21 protein-coding genes are annotated in these 18258 nt (G+C 60.9%); 2 read left to right on the forward strand and 19 right to left on the reverse strand.

What is annotated here, in order from left to right; genetic code table 11:
• Positions 1–293 precede the first annotated feature (293 nt).
• Both AAG799_RS05250 and AAG799_RS05255 read left to right on the forward strand, forming a co-directional pair.
• The gene (locus tag AAG799_RS05250) at positions 294–1583 is read left to right on the forward strand and encodes a Zn-dependent hydrolase (RefSeq protein ID WP_341894749.1); all 1290 of its coding nucleotides are present in this window, start codon (positions 294–296) and stop codon (positions 1581–1583) included.
• Positions 1570–2367 (forward strand): GntR family transcriptional regulator, encoded by a 798-nt coding sequence (locus AAG799_RS05255; RefSeq protein ID WP_341894750.1) that lies wholly within the window; start codon positions 1570–1572, stop codon positions 2365–2367. Before AAG799_RS05250 ends, AAG799_RS05255 begins: the two co-directional genes overlap by 14 nt.
• A gap of 129 nt (positions 2368–2496) precedes the next feature.
• Here the strand turns inward: AAG799_RS05255 and AAG799_RS05260 are convergent, their stop codons facing one another.
• The 19 genes from AAG799_RS05260 to AAG799_RS05350 all read right to left on the reverse strand — a co-directional run bounded on the left by AAG799_RS05260 (position 2497) and on the right by AAG799_RS05350 (position 18223).
• Entirely contained in the window at positions 2497–2847 is a 351-nt protein-coding gene (locus AAG799_RS05260; RefSeq protein WP_341894751.1) for a hypothetical protein, read from the reverse strand.
• A 110-nt stretch (positions 2848–2957) separates the two neighbouring features.
• On the reverse strand, positions 2958–3983 hold the full coding sequence (locus tag AAG799_RS05265; protein ID WP_341894752.1) for a hypothetical protein: 1026 nt from the start codon (positions 3981–3983) through the stop codon (positions 2958–2960).
• 308 nt (positions 3984–4291) lie between these two features.
• Positions 4292–5515 (reverse strand): beta-ketoacyl-ACP synthase, encoded by a 1224-nt coding sequence (locus AAG799_RS05270; protein WP_341894753.1) that lies wholly within the window; start codon positions 5513–5515, stop codon positions 4292–4294.
• A complete protein-coding gene (locus tag AAG799_RS05275; protein WP_341894754.1) occupies positions 5515–6240 on the reverse strand; it encodes a 3-ketoacyl-ACP reductase FabG2 in 726 nt (241 codons plus the stop codon). The genes AAG799_RS05270 and AAG799_RS05275 overlap by 1 nt, the downstream gene beginning before the upstream one ends.
• Positions 6237–6713: a hypothetical protein gene (locus AAG799_RS05280; RefSeq protein WP_341894755.1), complete on the reverse strand. Its 477-nt coding sequence runs from the start codon at positions 6711–6713 to the stop codon at positions 6237–6239. The genes AAG799_RS05275 and AAG799_RS05280 overlap by 4 nt, the downstream gene beginning before the upstream one ends.
• Complete coding sequence (locus AAG799_RS05285) at positions 6710–7918, reverse strand: beta-ketoacyl-[acyl-carrier-protein] synthase family protein (protein WP_341894756.1); 1209 nt, start codon at positions 7916–7918, stop codon at positions 6710–6712. Before AAG799_RS05285 ends, AAG799_RS05280 begins: the two co-directional genes overlap by 4 nt.
• On the reverse strand, positions 7915–8508 hold the full coding sequence (locus AAG799_RS05290; protein WP_341894757.1) for a DUF3261 domain-containing protein: 594 nt from the start codon (positions 8506–8508) through the stop codon (positions 7915–7917). Before AAG799_RS05290 ends, AAG799_RS05285 begins: the two co-directional genes overlap by 4 nt.
• A complete protein-coding gene (locus AAG799_RS05295) occupies positions 8505–10808 on the reverse strand; it encodes a hypothetical protein (RefSeq protein WP_341894758.1) in 2304 nt (767 codons plus the stop codon). The genes AAG799_RS05290 and AAG799_RS05295 overlap by 4 nt, the downstream gene beginning before the upstream one ends.
• Entirely contained in the window at positions 10808–11431 is a 624-nt protein-coding gene (locus tag AAG799_RS05300; RefSeq protein ID WP_341894759.1) for a LolA-related protein, read from the reverse strand. Before AAG799_RS05300 ends, AAG799_RS05295 begins: the two co-directional genes overlap by 1 nt.
• A complete protein-coding gene (locus AAG799_RS05305) occupies positions 11428–11835 on the reverse strand; it encodes an acyl-CoA thioesterase (protein ID WP_341894760.1) in 408 nt (135 codons plus the stop codon). Before AAG799_RS05305 ends, AAG799_RS05300 begins: the two co-directional genes overlap by 4 nt.
• Complete coding sequence (locus tag AAG799_RS05310) at positions 11832–13508, reverse strand: glycosyltransferase (RefSeq protein WP_341894761.1); 1677 nt, start codon at positions 13506–13508, stop codon at positions 11832–11834. Before AAG799_RS05310 ends, AAG799_RS05305 begins: the two co-directional genes overlap by 4 nt.
• Entirely contained in the window at positions 13505–13876 is a 372-nt protein-coding gene (locus AAG799_RS05315; RefSeq protein WP_341894762.1) for a hypothetical protein, read from the reverse strand. Before AAG799_RS05315 ends, AAG799_RS05310 begins: the two co-directional genes overlap by 4 nt.
• Positions 13873–15234, reverse strand: a complete 1362-nt coding sequence (locus AAG799_RS05320) for an AMP-binding protein (RefSeq protein WP_341894763.1) — start codon at positions 15232–15234, stop codon at positions 13873–13875. The genes AAG799_RS05315 and AAG799_RS05320 overlap by 4 nt, the downstream gene beginning before the upstream one ends.
• Entirely contained in the window at positions 15234–15824 is a 591-nt protein-coding gene (locus AAG799_RS05325) for a hypothetical protein (RefSeq protein WP_341894764.1), read from the reverse strand. The genes AAG799_RS05320 and AAG799_RS05325 overlap by 1 nt, the downstream gene beginning before the upstream one ends.
• The gene (locus tag AAG799_RS05330) at positions 15799–16044 is read right to left on the reverse strand and encodes an acyl carrier protein (RefSeq protein WP_341894765.1); all 246 of its coding nucleotides are present in this window, start codon (positions 16042–16044) and stop codon (positions 15799–15801) included. The genes AAG799_RS05325 and AAG799_RS05330 overlap by 26 nt, the downstream gene beginning before the upstream one ends.
• Positions 16045–16049: 5 nt before the next feature.
• On the reverse strand, positions 16050–16310 hold the full coding sequence (locus tag AAG799_RS05335; protein ID WP_341894766.1) for a phosphopantetheine-binding protein: 261 nt from the start codon (positions 16308–16310) through the stop codon (positions 16050–16052).
• Positions 16303–17031: a lysophospholipid acyltransferase family protein gene (locus tag AAG799_RS05340; protein ID WP_341894767.1), complete on the reverse strand. Its 729-nt coding sequence runs from the start codon at positions 17029–17031 to the stop codon at positions 16303–16305. Before AAG799_RS05340 ends, AAG799_RS05335 begins: the two co-directional genes overlap by 8 nt.
• A 37-nt stretch (positions 17032–17068) precedes the next feature.
• A complete protein-coding gene (locus AAG799_RS05345) occupies positions 17069–17809 on the reverse strand; it encodes a beta-ketoacyl synthase chain length factor (protein ID WP_341894768.1) in 741 nt (246 codons plus the stop codon).
• 6 nt (positions 17810–17815) lie between these two features.
• A complete protein-coding gene (locus tag AAG799_RS05350) occupies positions 17816–18223 on the reverse strand; it encodes a hypothetical protein (RefSeq protein WP_341894769.1) in 408 nt (135 codons plus the stop codon).
• Positions 18224–18258: the final 35 nt, after the last annotated feature.

Below are 18258 nucleotides of genomic sequence, written 5' to 3' on the forward strand. Positions count from 1 at the left end.
AGCAATTTGCAACCGCCGTGCCAGCATTGATGGCGGACCCAAAAATGGCAGGAAGTGACTGATTCACTGGAAGATTCTGAAAAACATTGCAGCGCGGCCTGCCAGTCCCGCTTCAGCAGGCAGCCTAATATGTGCACATTTACTATCAAGATGTGCACATATATGCGACAGCGACGGCGCCCGCCGCGGCGGCAGGTCGCGTAAAGCTTGGAAAATGCACCGCCGCGCTGCGGCATGGAGATTGCAACGCCCGGTATATGAAAGAGATGCAGCAGCACGCCACTGAAACCGGGATGCCCGCCGACGGCTCAGGCGCCCATCTGGCAGCGGAAATTACCCTCGCGGCAACGCTGTTTGACCAGTTGCGCGCCGGATCGCGCAGCCGGCTGGGTGTCACGCGCGCCTCCTATGGCGAAGGCGAGCAGATGGCACATGACCTGATGAGCCGGCTGGGAGAAACATTACAGCTGGAACGACGGATCGATGCGGCCGGGAACCTGTACCTGACCCTGCCCGGCCGCGACCGCAGCCTGCCGGCCATCATGACGGGCTCACATCTCGATTCCGTCCCTGAAGGTGGCAATTATGATGGCGCAGCCGGTGTGGTCGCTGGCATGGCAATGCTGGCGTACTGGCGCCGCACCGGACGACAGCCCAACCGCGACATCACCGTAATGGGTGTGCGGGCCGAGGAGTTGTCGTGGTTCCCGGCGCCCTATATCGGCAGCCGCGCCGCCTTCGGCCTGCTGGAACCCGCAGCCCTCGATACCTGCCGGCGCCCCGATACCGGAAAGACGCTCGCTGAGCATATGGCAGAGGCCGGTTTCGCGCCCGATCGGATCCGCGCCGGCGAACCGCAGATCGCCATCGATCGCATACACTGTTTCCTTGAACTGCATATTGAACAGGGACCCGTACTGGTGCAGCGCGGCCTGCCGGTCGGCATCGTCACCGGCATCCGGGGCAACCTGCGCTACCGTCATTGCCGGATCACTGGCCGCTATGGCCATGCTGGCGCGGAGCCGCGCGAGAGCCGTCAGGATGCGCTGCTGGCCGGCGTGGACTTCATCCATCGCTTGGAAACGCTGTGGCTGGAGCATGAACAGGACGGCAAGGATCTGGTCTGTACGGTTGGCCAGTTCCACACCGATACCGCCGTGCATACCATGACCAAGATTCCCGGAGAGCTATGGTTCACCATGGATATCCGCAGCGAAGACAATGCGGTTCTACTCGCCATCGACCGGCGCCTGCGCGCCCATGCCACGGAGATTGGCCGGCAGCGACGCGTCCAGATTGAGCTGGGTGAATACACCAATGCGCTGCCCGGCCCCATTGATCCAGCCCACTTGCAGAGACTGACCCGGCTGGCTAAGACCTTATCGATTCCGGCCATGACAATGGCCAGCGGCGCCGGCCATGATGCGGCCGTCTTCGGCAACAGGGGCATTCCGACCGCCATGATCTTCATCCGCAACGCGCATGGCAGCCACAATCCGGACGAAGCGATGGAGATGGCTGATTTCGCCCAGGGCCTGACTCTCATGGTGGCCGCCGTGGAGGATATCGATGCCGCCGTCTAAGACCAAACGTGCCGTGACCGAGCCACGGAAGAAGGGCGATGTCGATACTGACGAAGCGATCTATAACGCCATCCGTCAGGCCATGCTGATGGGCAAGCTGCCGGCCGGCCTCAACCTGCAGGAGCCGACACTGGCACGCGCCCTCGGCGTCAGCCGTGAACGCGTTCGCAAGGCACTGCATCGCCTGGCACATGAGCGCTGGCTCGACATGATCCCCAATCGCGGCACCTTCGTGCCAACGCCGACGATCGAGGAGCTGCACAATATCTACGAAGCGCGCAAGATCCTGGAAGTCGGGATCGCCCGCAAACTGGCGACGCGTCGGGCCTTCATCGATACCGAACGCCTGACCCAGCATGTGGCAGCGGAGAAAAAGGCGATCAAGTCGGATGACCGCGGCCGACTGTTCAAGCTGTCGGCCGAATTTCATTTTCTGCTGGCGGAATTGAGCGGCAACGATCAACTGGTCGACATGCTGCGCGGTCTGCTGACCCGATCCTCACTGCATTTCTCGCTATTCGCGCCCAAGCGACTGCATAATTGCGCTGGCCCCCATGAGCACGAAGATATCGCAGACGCCGTGCTCAAGGGCGACACCGGCCGGGCAGCGAAGCTGATGCTGGATCATCTGGCTGGACTGGAGACGATGCTGTCGGTGCGGAACCGCGTCGACAATTTCACCAGCCTGGAAGACGTCTTCCGCTGTACAGCGGTGGACCGCGGCAAGACTGCGCCGCTTACCGGCAGAAAGCAGGGCGGCAAATCGGTTGGCCAGAAGACTTGAAACGGGTCCTCCCTACAGGCGCTCAGGCCCTGAACCGCCATGACCGGTCGGTGCAGCAGGCCATCGGCTAATGAGCCGTGGATTAACAGCCCAATTCCGAACACGTTTCTCGAACAAGTGTTCATTAAATTAGACAAGAGCTGTGCAGGCCATGAGCCATTTCAGACGCGACACCCTTGTCGCGAGCCCCATAAAATGAGCCGGTGTGCAGTAAATCGTGAGATTTTGTTCGGCACCAATGCTGCCTCCAACGATCAATCGCTTGAGTGGAATCTTCGATCGGATGCCGCCGACAACTTTAGCGCTCTGCACATGTGGCTCGAACGTGCGCTTTCGTGAGATCCCGCGCACCGCTTTGCCACTGCGGCAGAAATGCTCAATGATTTTAATCAGGCCGTGTCCGAACAGAAATCTGGAAACTCTGTCTTGGAAGGGCTCGAGAGGTTCCGCCATTGGCGCTCGCAGCGTCAGCTCTTGCAAGAGCTAAGCCTGACATCAGTTAGTTAACGACGACCTCACACACCATTTACGGCGCACCGCCTATTCCAACGCCCTCAAAGCTTCAGAACCCTTCGTTTTAGATGAATGAATCAACGAGCGCTTGCCAAAGTGCGAACAAAGAAATCCGCAATCTGCTCATTCGTCTGATTTTGAATTACTCCTCTGTTCACACCCGGAGGATCCGCGCAAACCCTCGGCACGGATGCTGCCAATTCTGGTGAGCATGGCTGGATAAAAATGAAATGTCCGCCTGGAACGGTACGATAATCCGGTCGCTGCGGCAGAGAATCCCGAATCCATTCGCCATTGAAAGCATTGGGAAGCATCTCGTCGCGTTCCGGCTGGAGCATCAGCACGGGTACTTTCACACCCGCCAATCCTGCTTTGTCGAACATTACGCCGAACGGGGCGAGCAGAACGACCGATTTAATGCGGGTTTCGGGGGGCCTGTCCCAATCGTCGAGAAACCTCAATCCCAGGCTCGTGAGCCAGCCACCCAAAGGACAGGCGGCACCATGTTCCACCGGCTGCTGGCAATGCTTGATCCAGTTTTTGCGATCAGGCTTGGCGCCGGCCATGACCAGCGCGGTATAGCCGCCGGCGGAGTACCCGAGCATGCCGATCCGGCGAGGATTAATAATCTTGGATAGCTTTGGGTTCTTGAGCACTACATCCAAGCCATATGATGCCTGGTAAGGGCGTGCGCCGAACTGCCGCGACGACCCGTGCGCCGACCTATCATCATAACTATCGCCCAGATGACGCGGCGCAGCGACCACCATCCCACGCCTTGCCAAGAGCCGGGCCAAGTTGCTGAAAGCCAGCTCGCCTCCGTCGCTGCCATGGGAGATCAGGATCAGCCGGCGGCGCCCCCGCGCTGGAGCAGCGTCCACGGCCACACTAAGCTCGGCATCCCCGATGCGCAGGGTTTTCTCGGGGGCCTTCGCCGGATACCAGACAGTAACCGGAACGCCCGGGACGATCGCGCCCGGCATCTGAACCGAGGGCAACTGCATCAATCCGGCTGTATAGGATTGCGCCGCACCAATGCTTGGCGCCACTGCCAACAGCAATACACAAACAACCAGGTCTCTTATCCGGCTCGTCACGATCATTCCTGGAATGCAAACACGCAAAAAATACCGGCAAAGCCAAATCTCGCGCAAGCAGATCCTAATTGTCAAAACGACAATCAGGTTCTCAGGAAATATCTGTGACAGTGGAATTGAGGCAGTCAGAGTTGAGTATTCTTTGAACTGCCTTTTTAAGTAGCCCCAGGAGTGAAGGCAAACATCGTCATCTTATTCTTATCGGGATTATCTACGAATAGGACTTTGCCATTGCGCTGGCTATACGTTGCCCTACCCTTGCTTTTCTTGCTCGCGTTCATTTATGAGTTTTATTGGTAGGATTCGAAATATGGTCAGACTGCTCTGAAAATCAGGGATGTATTGATCCCGCCAAATGCAAAATTATTGGACATCACGTGATCATGTGCGTGACGCCGCGCCTCCCCCATCACGTAATCCAATGGCGCGCAGCGATCATCGACATTGACGAGATTCATGGTTGGATACAGCACACCATCGCGCATCATCTCGATGGCCAGCCAGGCTTCTATCGCGCCGCACGCACCAAGCGTGTGTCCAAAATAACTCTTCAGGGAATGAAGCGGCGTCTTGTCGCCGAAAACATCGAAGGTCGCCTTCGTCTCGGCGATGTCACCCCATTCCGTCGCGGTGCCATGGCCATTCACCGCACCGATGTCACCGACTTGCAATCCGGCATCCTCCAGTGCCATGCGTAGGGCCAACTCCATTGTGGAAGCCTGTGGCTGGGTAACATGGTTTCCGTCTGAATTGGTGGCGAATCCCACGGCTTCGGCATGGATGCGTGCACCACGCGCGACGGCGCGGTCATAGTCTTCCAGGATCAGGGTAGCCGCACCCTCTCCGATCACCAGGCCGTCGCGCTCGCGATCATATGGTCGCGGCGTGGTCTGCGGACGATCATTGCGCGTCGATGTCGCAAACAGGGTATCAAAAACGGCGGCCTGAGTGACATCGAGCTCTTCTCCTCCACCGGCAATCATGACATCGGCCTTGCCGCTGCGGATCGCCTCCATGGCATAACCGATGGCCTGGCTGCCGGATGTACAGGCACTTGAAGTGGGAATAATACGGCCGGTGATTTCAAAAAAGAGGCCAATATTTACCGCCGCCGTATGGCTCATGAGCTGAATGTAGGTCGTTGCGTTAAGCGTGCGCGAATGCCCTTGAGTCATCAGCTCAGCGAAGCCGATAACCGGCGCCGGACTGCCGAAGGAAGAGCCATAAGCGATACCGGTGCGGCCGTTGCGCACCACCGGATCGCCGAGGAGGCCGGCATCCTGCAATGCGCGTTCGGTGGCATAGACGCTCATGCGCGCAACAGCGCCCATGGTGCGCATTTTCTTGCGCGGATAATGGTCGGCTCCAGTAAAGCTGGGCAGCGGGGCTGCCAGCCGTGTGTTAATACCGGCATAGCGGTCCCAGTCTGCCATGGTGCGCACGGCCGTCTCACCGCGCATCATACGGTCACGGATTCCGGCCCAATCTTCGCCCAGCGCAGTGACACCGGCCATGCCGGTAATAGCGACGCGACGCATCAGATCATTCCCCCATTCACCGAAATCACCTGGCGGGTGATATAGCTGGCCTCATCCGAGCAGAGGAAGGAAACCGCAGCAGCCACCTCTTCCGGCCGGCCGGCCCGGTTCATTGGCACCAGCTTCAGGGCTTCTGCCATCGGCACATCCTTGGTCATCTGGGTTTCCACCAGACCCGGCGCCACGCAGTTCACGGTAATATTGCGCTTGGCCAGCTCCACGGCCAATGCCTTGGTCGCACCAATGATGCCGGACTTCGCCGCACTGTAGTTCACTTGCCCGCGATTGCCGATCAGACCGGAAACCGAAGACAGCGTGACGATTCGACCACCCAGCCGCGCCGACACCATCAGCATGCTCAGCGGTTTCAGGATGTTGTAGAAGCTGTCGAGATTGGTCCGCAGGACCGAATCCCAGTCATCATCGGACAATGCGGGGAATGCGGCATCGCGGGCGATGCCGGCATTGAGCACGACACCGTAATAAACGCCATGCGCCTGCGTATCCGCCTCCAGCGCCTGCTGCGTCACCGCCCGGTCGGAAATATCGAAGCCGAGCAGACGGCCCTCGCCGCCTGCAGCCTGCAGGGTCTGCAGGGTCTCTGCGGCACCAGCGTGGTCGCCGCCGTAATGCACCACGATGCGGAAACCATCCCGGGCCAGCCGCAGGGCGATGGCCCGTCCGATGCCCTTGCTGGCGCCGGTGACAAGTATGGTTCGCGTCATGTCAGTACTCCTTCCGGCCCGTCCGGTCGCGGAACAAGGCTCCCTTCGGCAGGCTGATATACGGTCAGTTGCGCCCGGGCCAATGACAGGCCGGTCGCAGCATCTGTTACGCTGCAGTCGAAAACACCCATTTCGTCGTCGCGGAACAGCAGACGAGCATGGATATGCAGGCTCTCACCGGAGGCGAACCATGCACGATCGCACTGGAAGTCGCGCGTCCCCAGCAGGTAGCCGATCCGCACTGGCTGCTTCCGGTCGAGCGCCAGAACACCGATATAGGCACCGCAGGTCTGCGCCATCCATTCGAGAGCGACATGCGCGGGCATGCCAAAACCGGGGCGGAAGAAAAGTCCTTCCCGCACCGTAACGCCGGCCTGCATGGCCTCTTCGTCCCAGGCAATGGCCTCGTCCAGCAGCAGCATCGGCGCCGCATGCGGCAGCAACCGCGCCACCGGATAGGGACAGGGCTTCACGGCAAGCCTCCACGCGCGAACAAAAGCGCCAGATTGCTGCCGCCGAAAGCAAAGGAGTTACTGATCAGCGCCGCCGGCGCGCCGTAATTTGGCAGGCTTCCACCGACCGCTGTAAGCGCCAGTCGCGGCAACGCCGGATCGGCGATGCCATCCCACAGATGCGGCGGCAGAAAGCCTTTCGGATTCCAGTCGGGATGCAGGGTCAGCCAGAGGAAGGCTGCCTCGCAGGCACCAGCCGCCCCCAGCGTATGGCCGGTCATGCCCTTGGTGGAACTGCAAGCAATGCCGTTACCGAACACGGACTGCACAGCCTTGGATTCCATGGCGTCGTTCAATGCGGTTCCGGTGCCATGCAGGTTGATATAGGCAATGTCACCAGGCGCCAGACCTGCATCGGTCAGCGCGCGGCGCATGACCATCGCGGCCCCATGGCCTTCGGGATCGGGCGCGCTGATATGATGCGCATCGGATCCCTCGCCGATACCGCATAGCTGGACTGGCGCAGAATCACGTGTGACCAGGAAGGCCGCTGCCGCTTCGCCGATATTGATACCGTCACGATGTACACTGAAAGGGTTGCAATGGCCGGTCGCCACCGCCTCCAGTGCCGAAAAGCCGCCGATGGTCATGCGGCAGAGCGTATCGGCACCGCCGACCACGGCCGCATCGATCACACCGGCCCGGATCAGCCGGCGGGCTGACGCGAAGACCTTGCCACTGGAAGAGCAGGCAGTGACCACTGTATAGGCAGGCCCAGCCAGATCGAGAGCTGTGGCAGCGAAGCGGCCCAGGCTGCCCGCTTCCTGATGACGGTAGTGGAAACCAGCCGGCCACTCGCCATTCCGCTGATACGCCGCAAAGGCCGCTTCGCCCTCGGCGATGCCACCGGTGCTGGTCCCCATGATCACGCCAATACGGTGCCGGCCATACCGCTCTGCCGCAAGCCGAACATCGTCGGCGATTTCCTGCAGCGCGACCATCATCAGGCGATTATTTCGACAGTCCCAGGATGCCAGTGCCGCCGGCAGTGATGGCAATGCTGCCGTCACTGCACCCACATGCAGGCTACGGCCCGGCAGCAGGTCGTCACGCTGTATCAGTCCAGCGCGGGAACCCGCAAACAGCGCCACTGCATTCGTGTCCTTGCCAATGCCGAGCGGAGTCGCCACGCCGATGGCAGGAATACCCAGGGATTGCGATGTCATGGGCCAGACTCCTCGGACTGGACTTCAATCTCGTAGCCCCAGGAGAAATTGGCATAGCGCAACCGGCCGCTCCAACGCCGGCCAATGTCAAAGCCGTAACGAATGTCGAGGATCGTATTGCCGTCCAGTACGATTTGGCGCCGGTTGCTGCTCTCTATCAATTCACCGCCCGGCGGCAGGCTGGCACGGATGGCCGCTGCAGGCCAGTAAAGCAGCACGATATCCGCCAGCATGCTGCCGGGACGCACTGCTGGCGGCAGCCACGGCGCCGCCTCGGCAGTCAGGCCGGTTTCTGTCCAGGTCAGCGTCATGGTGCGCCGGCCGAGGGAATCGATACCGACCAACAGCAGCCGTTCCGGCGTGATACTGAGATGGCCTTCGAAAACCAGGGTCTGGTCGTCGCGACGGAAGGTGATCAGCTGCACGGCCTGCACGCTGCGGCCCAGATCGGCAGGCCGCGGCAAGGTCAGCATCTGCTTCGGCGCGATCATCGGCCGGGCCGCTTCCTCCGGCGAGACCGGCGGGGGCGTGGTGGCGCAACCGGCCAGCAGCAAGACCAACAGCACAGGAAAAGCAACACGCCGCATCATGTCGCCTCTACAGTCCGGCGCCGCGCCAGCGGCGCCAGGAACAGCGCGATGCACATGCCGACCAGCATGGTGAGGCCGAAGCCATGCACCACGGCGACTTCGCTGAAAGCCAGCATGCCGAAAGACAACAGCGTCGTGAAGGTGACCAGCCAGATTGCCAGCATGATGATCGAATGATGGTCGGCCTCACCCTCGGCGCAGAAGATGGCGTAATCGACGCTGATCGACAGCACCAGGATCATCGCCATGGCATGGAAAAACGTGAACCGCTGACCCAGCAGAGCGAGGACCGCCGGCGTCAGCAGCAATGCCGCGGCAGGCGGCACCATCACGCGCAGACCATCGCGCAGGCCGTAGCGCCAGAACAGCGGCAGCAGCATCAGCAGTGCAGAAATGGCGATCAGTATCACCGCGCGATCGCGATAGCGGCCGAGCAAGGCGTTGAAATCCGTCACCGGATCGACCACCCACAGATCGGCAATGCCGGCGAAAGCCGTGCGCAGCACCCCGGCATCTTTCAGGCCATGCAGGGTAATGGTGTGCAGGCCGGACGCGACGACCATGTCCTTCAGGTAAGGCACCGCATCGCGCTGCAGCGCCTCGTCCAGCGTCAACACGTCCTGCGCGGGCACAGCCTCTTCTGGCGCCGGCAGTCCAAGCCGGGAATACTGCGCCTGCCGCATGGCGGCATCGAGTTGTGTGGCGCGCAGCTGCGCATTTTCGCGCTGGCGTGCGGCCGAAGGCACATAGCTGGCCGGCGCCTGATAGCTGGAAATCTGGCCGCTGTCCCTCATCGCCTCCAGCGCCGGCATGATGGCCTCCTCACGCTGCAGTGCAGCCTCGTCATCGGCCGCCTTGATCAGCAGGAACTGCGCTGCGGGTGCCGCTCCGGTCAGGCGCTGGATATCCGCCTGCTCTTTCAGCAATGCTGGCGACAGTGCCTGCATGTGACGCACATCGTCATCGACCTCCAGCTGCAGCCAACCGATAACGCCGATCAACACGAAAATGGCCAGCAGGGCATGGTGCAACGGCCGCAGGCGCGGCGTGGCCCAGAAGCGCCACAGTGCAGAAGCGGCATGCAGCATGGCTGTGCCATGCCGCAGCGTGCGGTCGCGATCGAGCAGCGGAATCCACAGGATCACCGTCAGGAAAGCGGCGATCAGTCCAACCACTGCAAAGACTGCCAACTGATGCAGGCCCGGAAACGGCGCCAGCAGCAGCGTGGCATAGCCGATCAGTGTGGTTGCCAGGCCCAACGTGATGGCCGTGCGCACATGCGCCAGCCGCTCGGCCGGGCGTCGCATCCCGGGATCAAAGAGGCTGGCACTGTAATGCAGGCCATAATCGACAGCGACGCCGATCAGACTGGTGCCGAACAGCAGAATGGCAACATGCAATTCCTCGAAAATCAGGAAACTGACCGCCAATGCCACCGCACTGCCAACTGCAAGGGCCAGCAGATTGTGCAGCAAGGGACCGATGCGCCGAAACACCACCAGGATCAGCAGGACCGTGCCGATCAGCGACATGCCGCCTAGCCAGGATGCTTCATCCAGTGCAACGGAGGCACCGGCATGACCGAAGAAGACGGCGCCCAGGCGGCGCAACTGCAGCGCTGGCTCCGCTGCCTTGAGTTTGCCTTCTGATTCGCCCACCGCATCAACCAGGTGCTGTTGCGTAGCGAGCGCCATGGATTCGCCAGTGATCAACCCAGTGAGTGCGATCCAGGTGACACCCTGGTCGACTACAGTGAGATAGCCGTCATCCACCACCAGGCGCGAGGCCGGAAACGGCAGATCGGCAATGAAGCCTGGCAGCAGCAGGAAAGGGTCCTGCCGCAACAGCGCGGCATCGGCCATGCCGACAAAACCGAAGACCTGCGAGAGGGCACTCACCGCCAGTCGCTCGCCCTGCCCCTGCAGCAGCAATGCCCGGTGTCGTTCCGACAGCAATCCATTACGATAAGGGAAATACTGCTGCCCCAACCGGACGACGCGTTCCGCATCGAACTGTGAGTCAAACCGCTCGACGACGCCACGTGACACCAGATCGGCTGAAAACTGCAGAGCAGCAGCGCGGGCTGCCGCGCGATCGCTGTGGCCAATCATGAACAGAACACGCCGGCTCAGCGCCTTGGTGACGGTGTCACTGGCCTTCTGCAGAACCGGGTTGCGCTCGTCCTGCGGCAGCAAGGCGGTCAGGTCGGTGCGAAACAGCGCCCCTTCATGAAAGCGATAGCCAAGATACAGCCCGGACAGCAGCACAACCGCCAGCCACAGTACCGCAAACATACGCATCAACGGCGTCCCGCCATGTCGAGTAGCTGCATGTCTTCGGCCGACAACGGCTGGCCGGAAAGGCGTTGATCCAGAAAAGTCAGGATGTCACGGTCGCCATCGGGCTTCACGATCTCGACCCGATCGGCAAACTGGCCGCCCTGGATCAGAATCTCACGGAACGGAATCGCCGCGTCGCCCGCCTTGCGTGGCAGCAGCCGCAGGTTCCAGGCAGTGTCGCTGCCCTCGCGGGCCACCGTGAAGGCCTCTTCAAGCCCCTGCCAGTCGCCACTCAGTGCGCCGCCCAGCATGGCGTAAAGCCGGGCAATGAAAGGCAGCCGCGCCGCCGGCAGACGCATGGTCTCGACGCCCCCCGCCTCCTGCACCAGACCGGCCGGGCTGATCACCGTGGTGACGGCGAACGGCGTTTCCGCCTGCCAGATGAGACCGCGGCCCGCCACCAGGATGAAACGCCCCTCGCTTTTCAGCGGCGCGGGAAAGCCGCTGAGCTGGCGCAACTGCACAAAGCGGCCCTGCAGGACCTGGCCATCGGTGAAGTCGCCAAGCCGCTCGGCCGCGCGTGCGTCCGGCAAGGCCACAAGAAGCAGCAGAGTGGTTAAACAGAGGCGCAGCAGGATGCTCACAGCAGGGCCCTGACCTTTTCGACAAAGGCCGGCGGCGAGACGAATTGCAGTTCACCGGTCTCGGCCGCAACGGCGAGCTGCACCGTGCGAGCCTTGGTGACGACCTCACCACTGGCCTGATCGAGAATGCGATAATCAATGCAGGCACGATTCTCGTATTCGGTCAGCGTGGCGCGCACCACTATGGCCTGGGCGAAGCGGATCGGACGGACATACTTGATCTGCATATCGACAATCGGCCAGGCAAAGCCGGATTCCAGCATCTGTTCGTAATTGTAGCCGATCCTGTCCAGCAGGACGCAGCGGGCCTGTTCGAGGAAGCGCGGATAATTGCCGTGCCAGACCACGTTCATCGGATCGAGATCGTAAAACTGCGGCTGAATGACCACCTCGGCGGAGATCATGATGTCACTGCGTCCTTTTTCATCGCCCAGAAATCGAAGAAATTATACCACTGGAAAGGATCCAGCAGCGCCTGCTCCTCCAGCTCGCGCGCAAAGGCGCCCGCATATCCATCCAGTGCCTCCATACGCTGTCCGCGTGGCAATGTCACCCGATCGGCCAACCGCCGGCCGGTCAGGTGGAAACGCCCCCCCTCGCGCCGGCAGAACAGCGTGTAGAGCGGACACTCCATGACCGCGGCAAGAATATATGGCCCCTGTGGAAAGGCTGCCGGTTGCCCCAGAAAAGGTGCAACGCTGACCCGGTCGCCGGAAACGGGTACCCGGTCGCCGGCAATGACGATCCAGTCACCTTGGTCGACCCGCTCCTTCAGCAGCACGGCTGTCGCCGCATCAAGATCGGTCACCTGGAATGTATTGAGTGCAGTTTCCGGATTGATCTCGCGCAATACACGATTGTAGTTCGCGGCATGTTGGGTATGAACGAGCACCAGCAGCCGGCGCCGGATGGCAGGATCGATCAATGCGCGTGAAACTTCGATATTGCCGACATGGGACACGATGATCACGGCGCCACGTGGGTCAGCCATCGCCAGCCGCAGACTGTCGGCGTCGTCGCCATCCATCTTGTCCGGCGACAGACTGCCCGACCAGGCCGCCAGGGAATCCAGCGTCCGGCCAGCGAAGCTGAAGAAATGACGGTAGCCGCTCCAGAAACCGGGCTGTCGCGTTTCGCCACGCGCCGCAAACGCGCGAATCAGGAACTCTCGAGAGGTACGGCGCTGTTCGTTGCCGGTGAGATAAAAGAATAGCACGATGGGCGCTATCGCAGCATGCGACAGCCTATGACCGAGCAGCCGGTAAAGCGCTGAACAGAACCGTAGACCCCAGTACAGCCCGCGCTCAGACAAGCGTGCCCAGTGAATGGGCTCCGCGGAAAGCGGTGCAGCCCGATGCTTCAGTACCTGCGGCAGGCACCACAGCATGGTGAAGAACAGCCGCGCATGCATGGCTGAGATGCGCAGATTGTCGCGTACCACATCGAAATTTGAAGTGTTGCCAGGTGGATAGGTCACACGAACCGGCAACTGCGCCACCGGCGTGCCGCGCCAGAACAGCCGCACCATGATTTCGGTATCGAAGTCCATCCGTTGACCCAGTGTCTCGCCATCCGCCTGCAGATCCCATACGGCGGCCAGCGGATAGACGCGATATCCGCACATGGAATCGCGAATCTGGAATGACAGGGTTTCAATCCAGACCCAGACATGCGTGATCCAGCGGCCGATGGCGCGGCCCAACGGGATGGTATTGTCGTAGACCGGTACACCGGTCACCAGCGCCTGCGGATACTGCCGGGCGAGCGCCAGCAGATCAGTCAGCCTGCCGAGATCATGCTGGCCATCAGCATCGACCTGCAACGCATGCGTGAAACCGGCCTCCCTGGCCAGCGCCATACCCGCCAGCACCGCGCCACCCTTGCCCTGATTGACTGCAAGGCGATGCACGATGACATCGCGGGTAGGATCGTGTCTCGTCGCGAGGGCGCTCCGGGCCGGTTCCGCGCTGCCATCATCGATGATGAAAATTGCCAGACCGGCAGCAAGCAGCGGTGTCAGGACGCCGTCCAGCGCCGTCCAGTGATTATGGCTGGGGATGATAGCGCAGATTTTCACGTCTGAACCTGCCCTGTCGGCGGCAAGGCAATGCTGCCAGACGACAGGATGTCATCCTCGTGCCGGTATTCGAAGGTCAGACGTCCGCGCGCCGCCACATGCTGAAGGCGCAGCACGACCGTCATACCCGGTTGTGTGATACGCCGGAACTTGACTTGCAGCTTTTGTGCGACATCGACGGTCAGTCCCAGATGCCTGCCCGCCAGCATCACCGCCCAATCGACCTGCACCACGCCGGGCAACACTGGCTGGCCGGGGAAATGTCCCTCGCATTGCACGAGGTCCAGCGGGATGAACAGTGTCAGTTCGGCCACACCGTCCGCGATCTGGCTGTGTCGCAGAACCGGTTCGACAGGGCGTGCGGTCACGATGCAGTCTCCGGCTGTGCAGCATCGAACAGGGCCGCAATATCCGCCTGCCTTCGCTTCCCCAAAGCGGCAATCGGCAGGCCGGCGACAAAACGCCATCGGCGAGGCAAGCCCACCGGTTCCTGCGTTGCCGATAATTGCTTCTGCAACAGGCGGCCAAAGCGGAAAGCACCCAACTGCGCCAACTGATCCCGCCCTTCCACCGTCATCGTCACAGCGGCAGCGACGCGTCGCGTCGGTTCGTGCAGAATCACGGCCGCGTCGCTAATCCACGGCAGGCTGCGTAAAGTCTGCTCAACCAGTTTCAGATCGACGCGCTTACCTTCGATCTTGACCACGCGATCAGACCTCCCAAGGAAATGGAAACCACCGCCGGGCAAAAGCTCGACAAGGTCGGCACTCGTCTGACGGCTGTCGACATAAGGCGCCTGGACCACCATGCAGCCATCGGTGTTGGCGCCAATTTTGACACCGGGCAGCGGCTGCCAGTCGGCATCAGGCCCGTGATGGTTGCGCCAAGCAATGGCACCCGTCTCGGTGCTGCCGAAAATCTCGGTTACGGGAACACCGAAAAGCTGCGCCGTCCTTATCGCGGCTTCGGCCGCCAGCGGCGCCCCGGCCGAAAGGAGTAGGCTGGGACGGCGACTGGCCGGCAGCGGCGCTATACCTTCCAGCCGCATAAGATGCGCCGGACTGGTTACCAATACACTGCGATCGTGCAGAACAGCCATGACGCTTTCCCAGATGTCATGCGTGCGCCCTTCGAAAACACGTCCTGTTGCCAGCGGCCAGCACAGTCGAAAGGCGAGGCCATAGACATGCTGATGACTGACCGTGGCATGCACGCAGGCCGCCACCGGGACTGCAGTGCCGAATGTCGCCTCAATGGCGGCAGCCTCTTGCTCCAGTTGACGCAGGCATTTGTCGACGCGCTTGCCGGTGCCGGTAGATCCAGACGTAAAGAAAGCGATCGGCGACGCCGGATCGAGTGGACGGTCGGATGGTTTATCGAGCGGCCCGCCATCCTGCAGCACAAGGCTGGGTATGTGCGGCAGTGGTTCATCACTCACCAGGCAGTCAAAACTGCCGGCCATCGCTTCCAGTGTGCCGGGCCGGCCGTTAGGCGGAAAGACAATCTCGCAGCCGGCGTCCAGCAGGGCGAACAACCCGACTGCCGCCCAGTAACTATCCTCGGTCAGCAAGAGTCCGCGACGGCAACCGTGCTGGCGCAGACGCCCCGCATTGACGGCGACATCGGCACGAAACTGTGCCTGGCTTTTACGCTGTCCGCGACAGATGGCGATGGTCGGCGCCGGAGAAGACGCATCTATTAGCAGATGGGACAGCCGGCCTTCCATCATGCCCTACCGAAAGACCGATAAATGGTCTGTCGCAGAATGTAGTCGCCGGCGAACAGCGCCCCCATCACCACATACGAGATCAATCCGGTCCACAGCGCCCAGTATTCGTCAGCACCCATTATGGCCAGCACAGCGGCAATGGCCGCATTGGCTATCAGCCAGGCGGCCCAAATCATTGTCAGCCGACGGCAGTAGACCTGTCCTTCGGGTGGCAGCGCACCATGACGCAGGCGCGCCAGCCGCTCGATCAGGCTTGGCGGTCGCCATAACGAAACGGTAAAGACGGCTGCAAACGTCAGACTGAGCAATACCGGGTAGAAACGGCTGGCCAGTTCGGCATCGAGCATGGCGAGCAATGGCAAGAGCACCAGGGCGATCAGCAGTACCGGCCGCCACTCCCTGGCTTGATGCGCCGGCAGCGTCAAAAACCGCAGCAGGAGCAATAGCTCTGCCAGGCCGATGAAGGCCAACGGTGCCACGTGATCGCGCGTGAAATACACGATAGTGGGATAGGCAAGGCTGAGTAGAAAAATGGCTGCCAGACCTGCCGGGGCAGCCTTGCTACGCAACCAGGGCATAAACAGCATCGAGGACATCGCCCACCGTTCGGACGCTCTTAAATTCCTCTGGCTTGAATTTGCGACCCGTCAGCTCCTGAAGTTTCACCACCAGATCAACGGCATCGATACTGTCGAGATCAAGGTCTTCATACAGACGTGCACTCTGCACGATTTTTTCTGGCGGCACCTCGAACATCTCTTCCAAGTGACCCTTCAGTTTCAGGAAAATCTCGTCACGAGACAGCATCGCAATCACCCCGCCTGTTGAGCGGCAATGAAGCGGGCAAGGCTGCGCACATTGGCAAAGTGCGCCTTGACCTCCTCGGTCACCGTATCGAATTTCACATTGAAAGCCTTGCGCAACGCCACACCCAACTCGAGTGCGTCGATGGAATCCAGTCCGAGCCCGTCCGAGAACAATGCCTCTTCACTGTCTATTTCTTCCGGCCGGATATCCTCCAGTTTCAGGGAGGAAACAATCAGCTTCTTCACCTCGAGTTCCAGGTCATCCATTGGCTAGCTGTTCCGCATAATAATCTTCAAGGTGACGAACGAGCTTGCGTGTCGTGAGCGAACGATGCTCCTCAACACCGATATCCGTCGCGGTGATGGTGTTGCCGATTGTAATCTGGAAGCGTGGGCGCCGTGCGGGCACCTGCCACCATTTGTCACCCTTGAGCAGCATCGGCGGGTTGCAGCGCAGGACCACAAGCTGGATTTCAGCATTCAGCAGCGTAGCGATGTGGGCAAAGCCGCGACGGAAACGCAGCGGTTCACCAGGCCTGCTACGCGTACCTTCGGGAAAGATGATCAGGTGGTTACCCGCTTCAAGGGCCTGGCGGCAGAGCAGCAGCATCTCTTCAGCAGGCAGGGCATTGCTGATATAGCCCGCCGCACGCATGAGCTGGCCGAGCATCAGACTATCCCACAACTCGGACTTGACCACGCATTGCGCACGCGGAATGAGCGCAACCAGCAGAACGACATCCAGGAGCGTAGGGTGATTGGCGACGATCAGTCGCCCGCCGCCTTCCGCCAATTTGGCAGCGCCGGCCATCTCCACGTCGATAACGCGCAGCTTGCGAAGCATGCCGATATAGTGTTGGAACAGTCGATGGATCAGGTAACGCACGCGGGCACCGCGTTCTGGTTCTTCCAGCATCATCAGTCGGACGATGCAGAAAGCGGTCAACGCCAGGATCGGACCGCCGCCGAACAACGCGACGAAGGCCAAGCCAGTAGCCAGCATACGCCAGGTCCGATCGAGGTGCCTAAGCCGCACGGGACCACTCCCATGCCATATCTACACCGGCTGCGACCTGGTGCTTGCGATCTGACAGCAGGAAATCCAGGAAATCGCAGGCCAGGCAGGGTACGCGCGCGACACCGGGTTGTGCGGGCGAGAGGTGCAGACCAAATGCATCGCCTGCAGGAGACGGCCGGTCCAGCAGCAGGGCCAGGATAAGTGGCTGACGCAATGTATCCGCATCCTCGAAGGCCGCATAAGGTTCCGGTAAAGGCTCATCGCAATACAGCAACAGGACAGGCTCGCCAGCATCCTGTGCAATGCAGCTTATCGCCTCCAGCAGCCCGTAGCCAAAGGTGTCTGGTCCTGCGGAGACTGCCGTGTGGCCGGTCTTATTCTTGGTGTGGATCGACAGCAGGCCGAGCAAGGCATGATGCACCGATACGCTGAAATCTGCCGGCGAAGGCAGTTCATGTTGCGCCACCGCCGCCAGGATACTGAGCGTACGCGTCAATTCTCCGTCGCGGGTGGCAAGCACATAGCGGATATCCTGGCGATCACCGGCACAAGACAGCGCTGCCTTCATAAGCCTCTGTCCGGACGGTGTCAGCCTGCGTCGGAGCATCGCAGGGAGCGCAACATCTGACTCGCGTTCACCAGCGATGCTTTTGTTCTGCAACACCATTGATGCCTGCTCCGCCAGGGCGGCATGCCCGGGCGACCACGCGTAACAGTCCTGCACCGTAAAAGTCAGTTGCGCGGACATGACACTTCAAGACCCTACTTTGTACAGGCGCCTTTCGATTTCCTGTTCAAGCTTGACGACAAGAGAGTTATAGCGCCGATGAATGAAATCTTGGTCCGCCTTGAGGTTCGCCGAGCCGGCATAATTGATGCTGTAGCTTTTCTGCGAATAGACGATATCCACTGTGGCCGCATGCTCACGCCATTTCTGGGTCGCGCGCATCAGGCCGGGATTGACCTTCTCAACCAGCCAGCCAGTGGACGATGCTGCTTCGTAGATGGCCGTTTCGAGGGTCACCAGATCGGCTTTCTGCGCCGCAGCTGGAACGGGATGGTCTTCCACTTTATAAATGGGCTGTACCCGATGACAGCCGCCCACTACCAGCATGACAGCGAACACCACACCGGTGACGCCGCGAATACCCCATCGCGCCATGTTTACTTCCCCCAAAAAACCAGCCCTTAATCTGG

Source organism: Ferrovibrio terrae, from assembly GCF_943371255.1.
Lineage (GTDB): Bacteria > Pseudomonadota > Alphaproteobacteria > Ferrovibrionales > Ferrovibrionaceae > Ferrovibrio > Ferrovibrio terrae_B.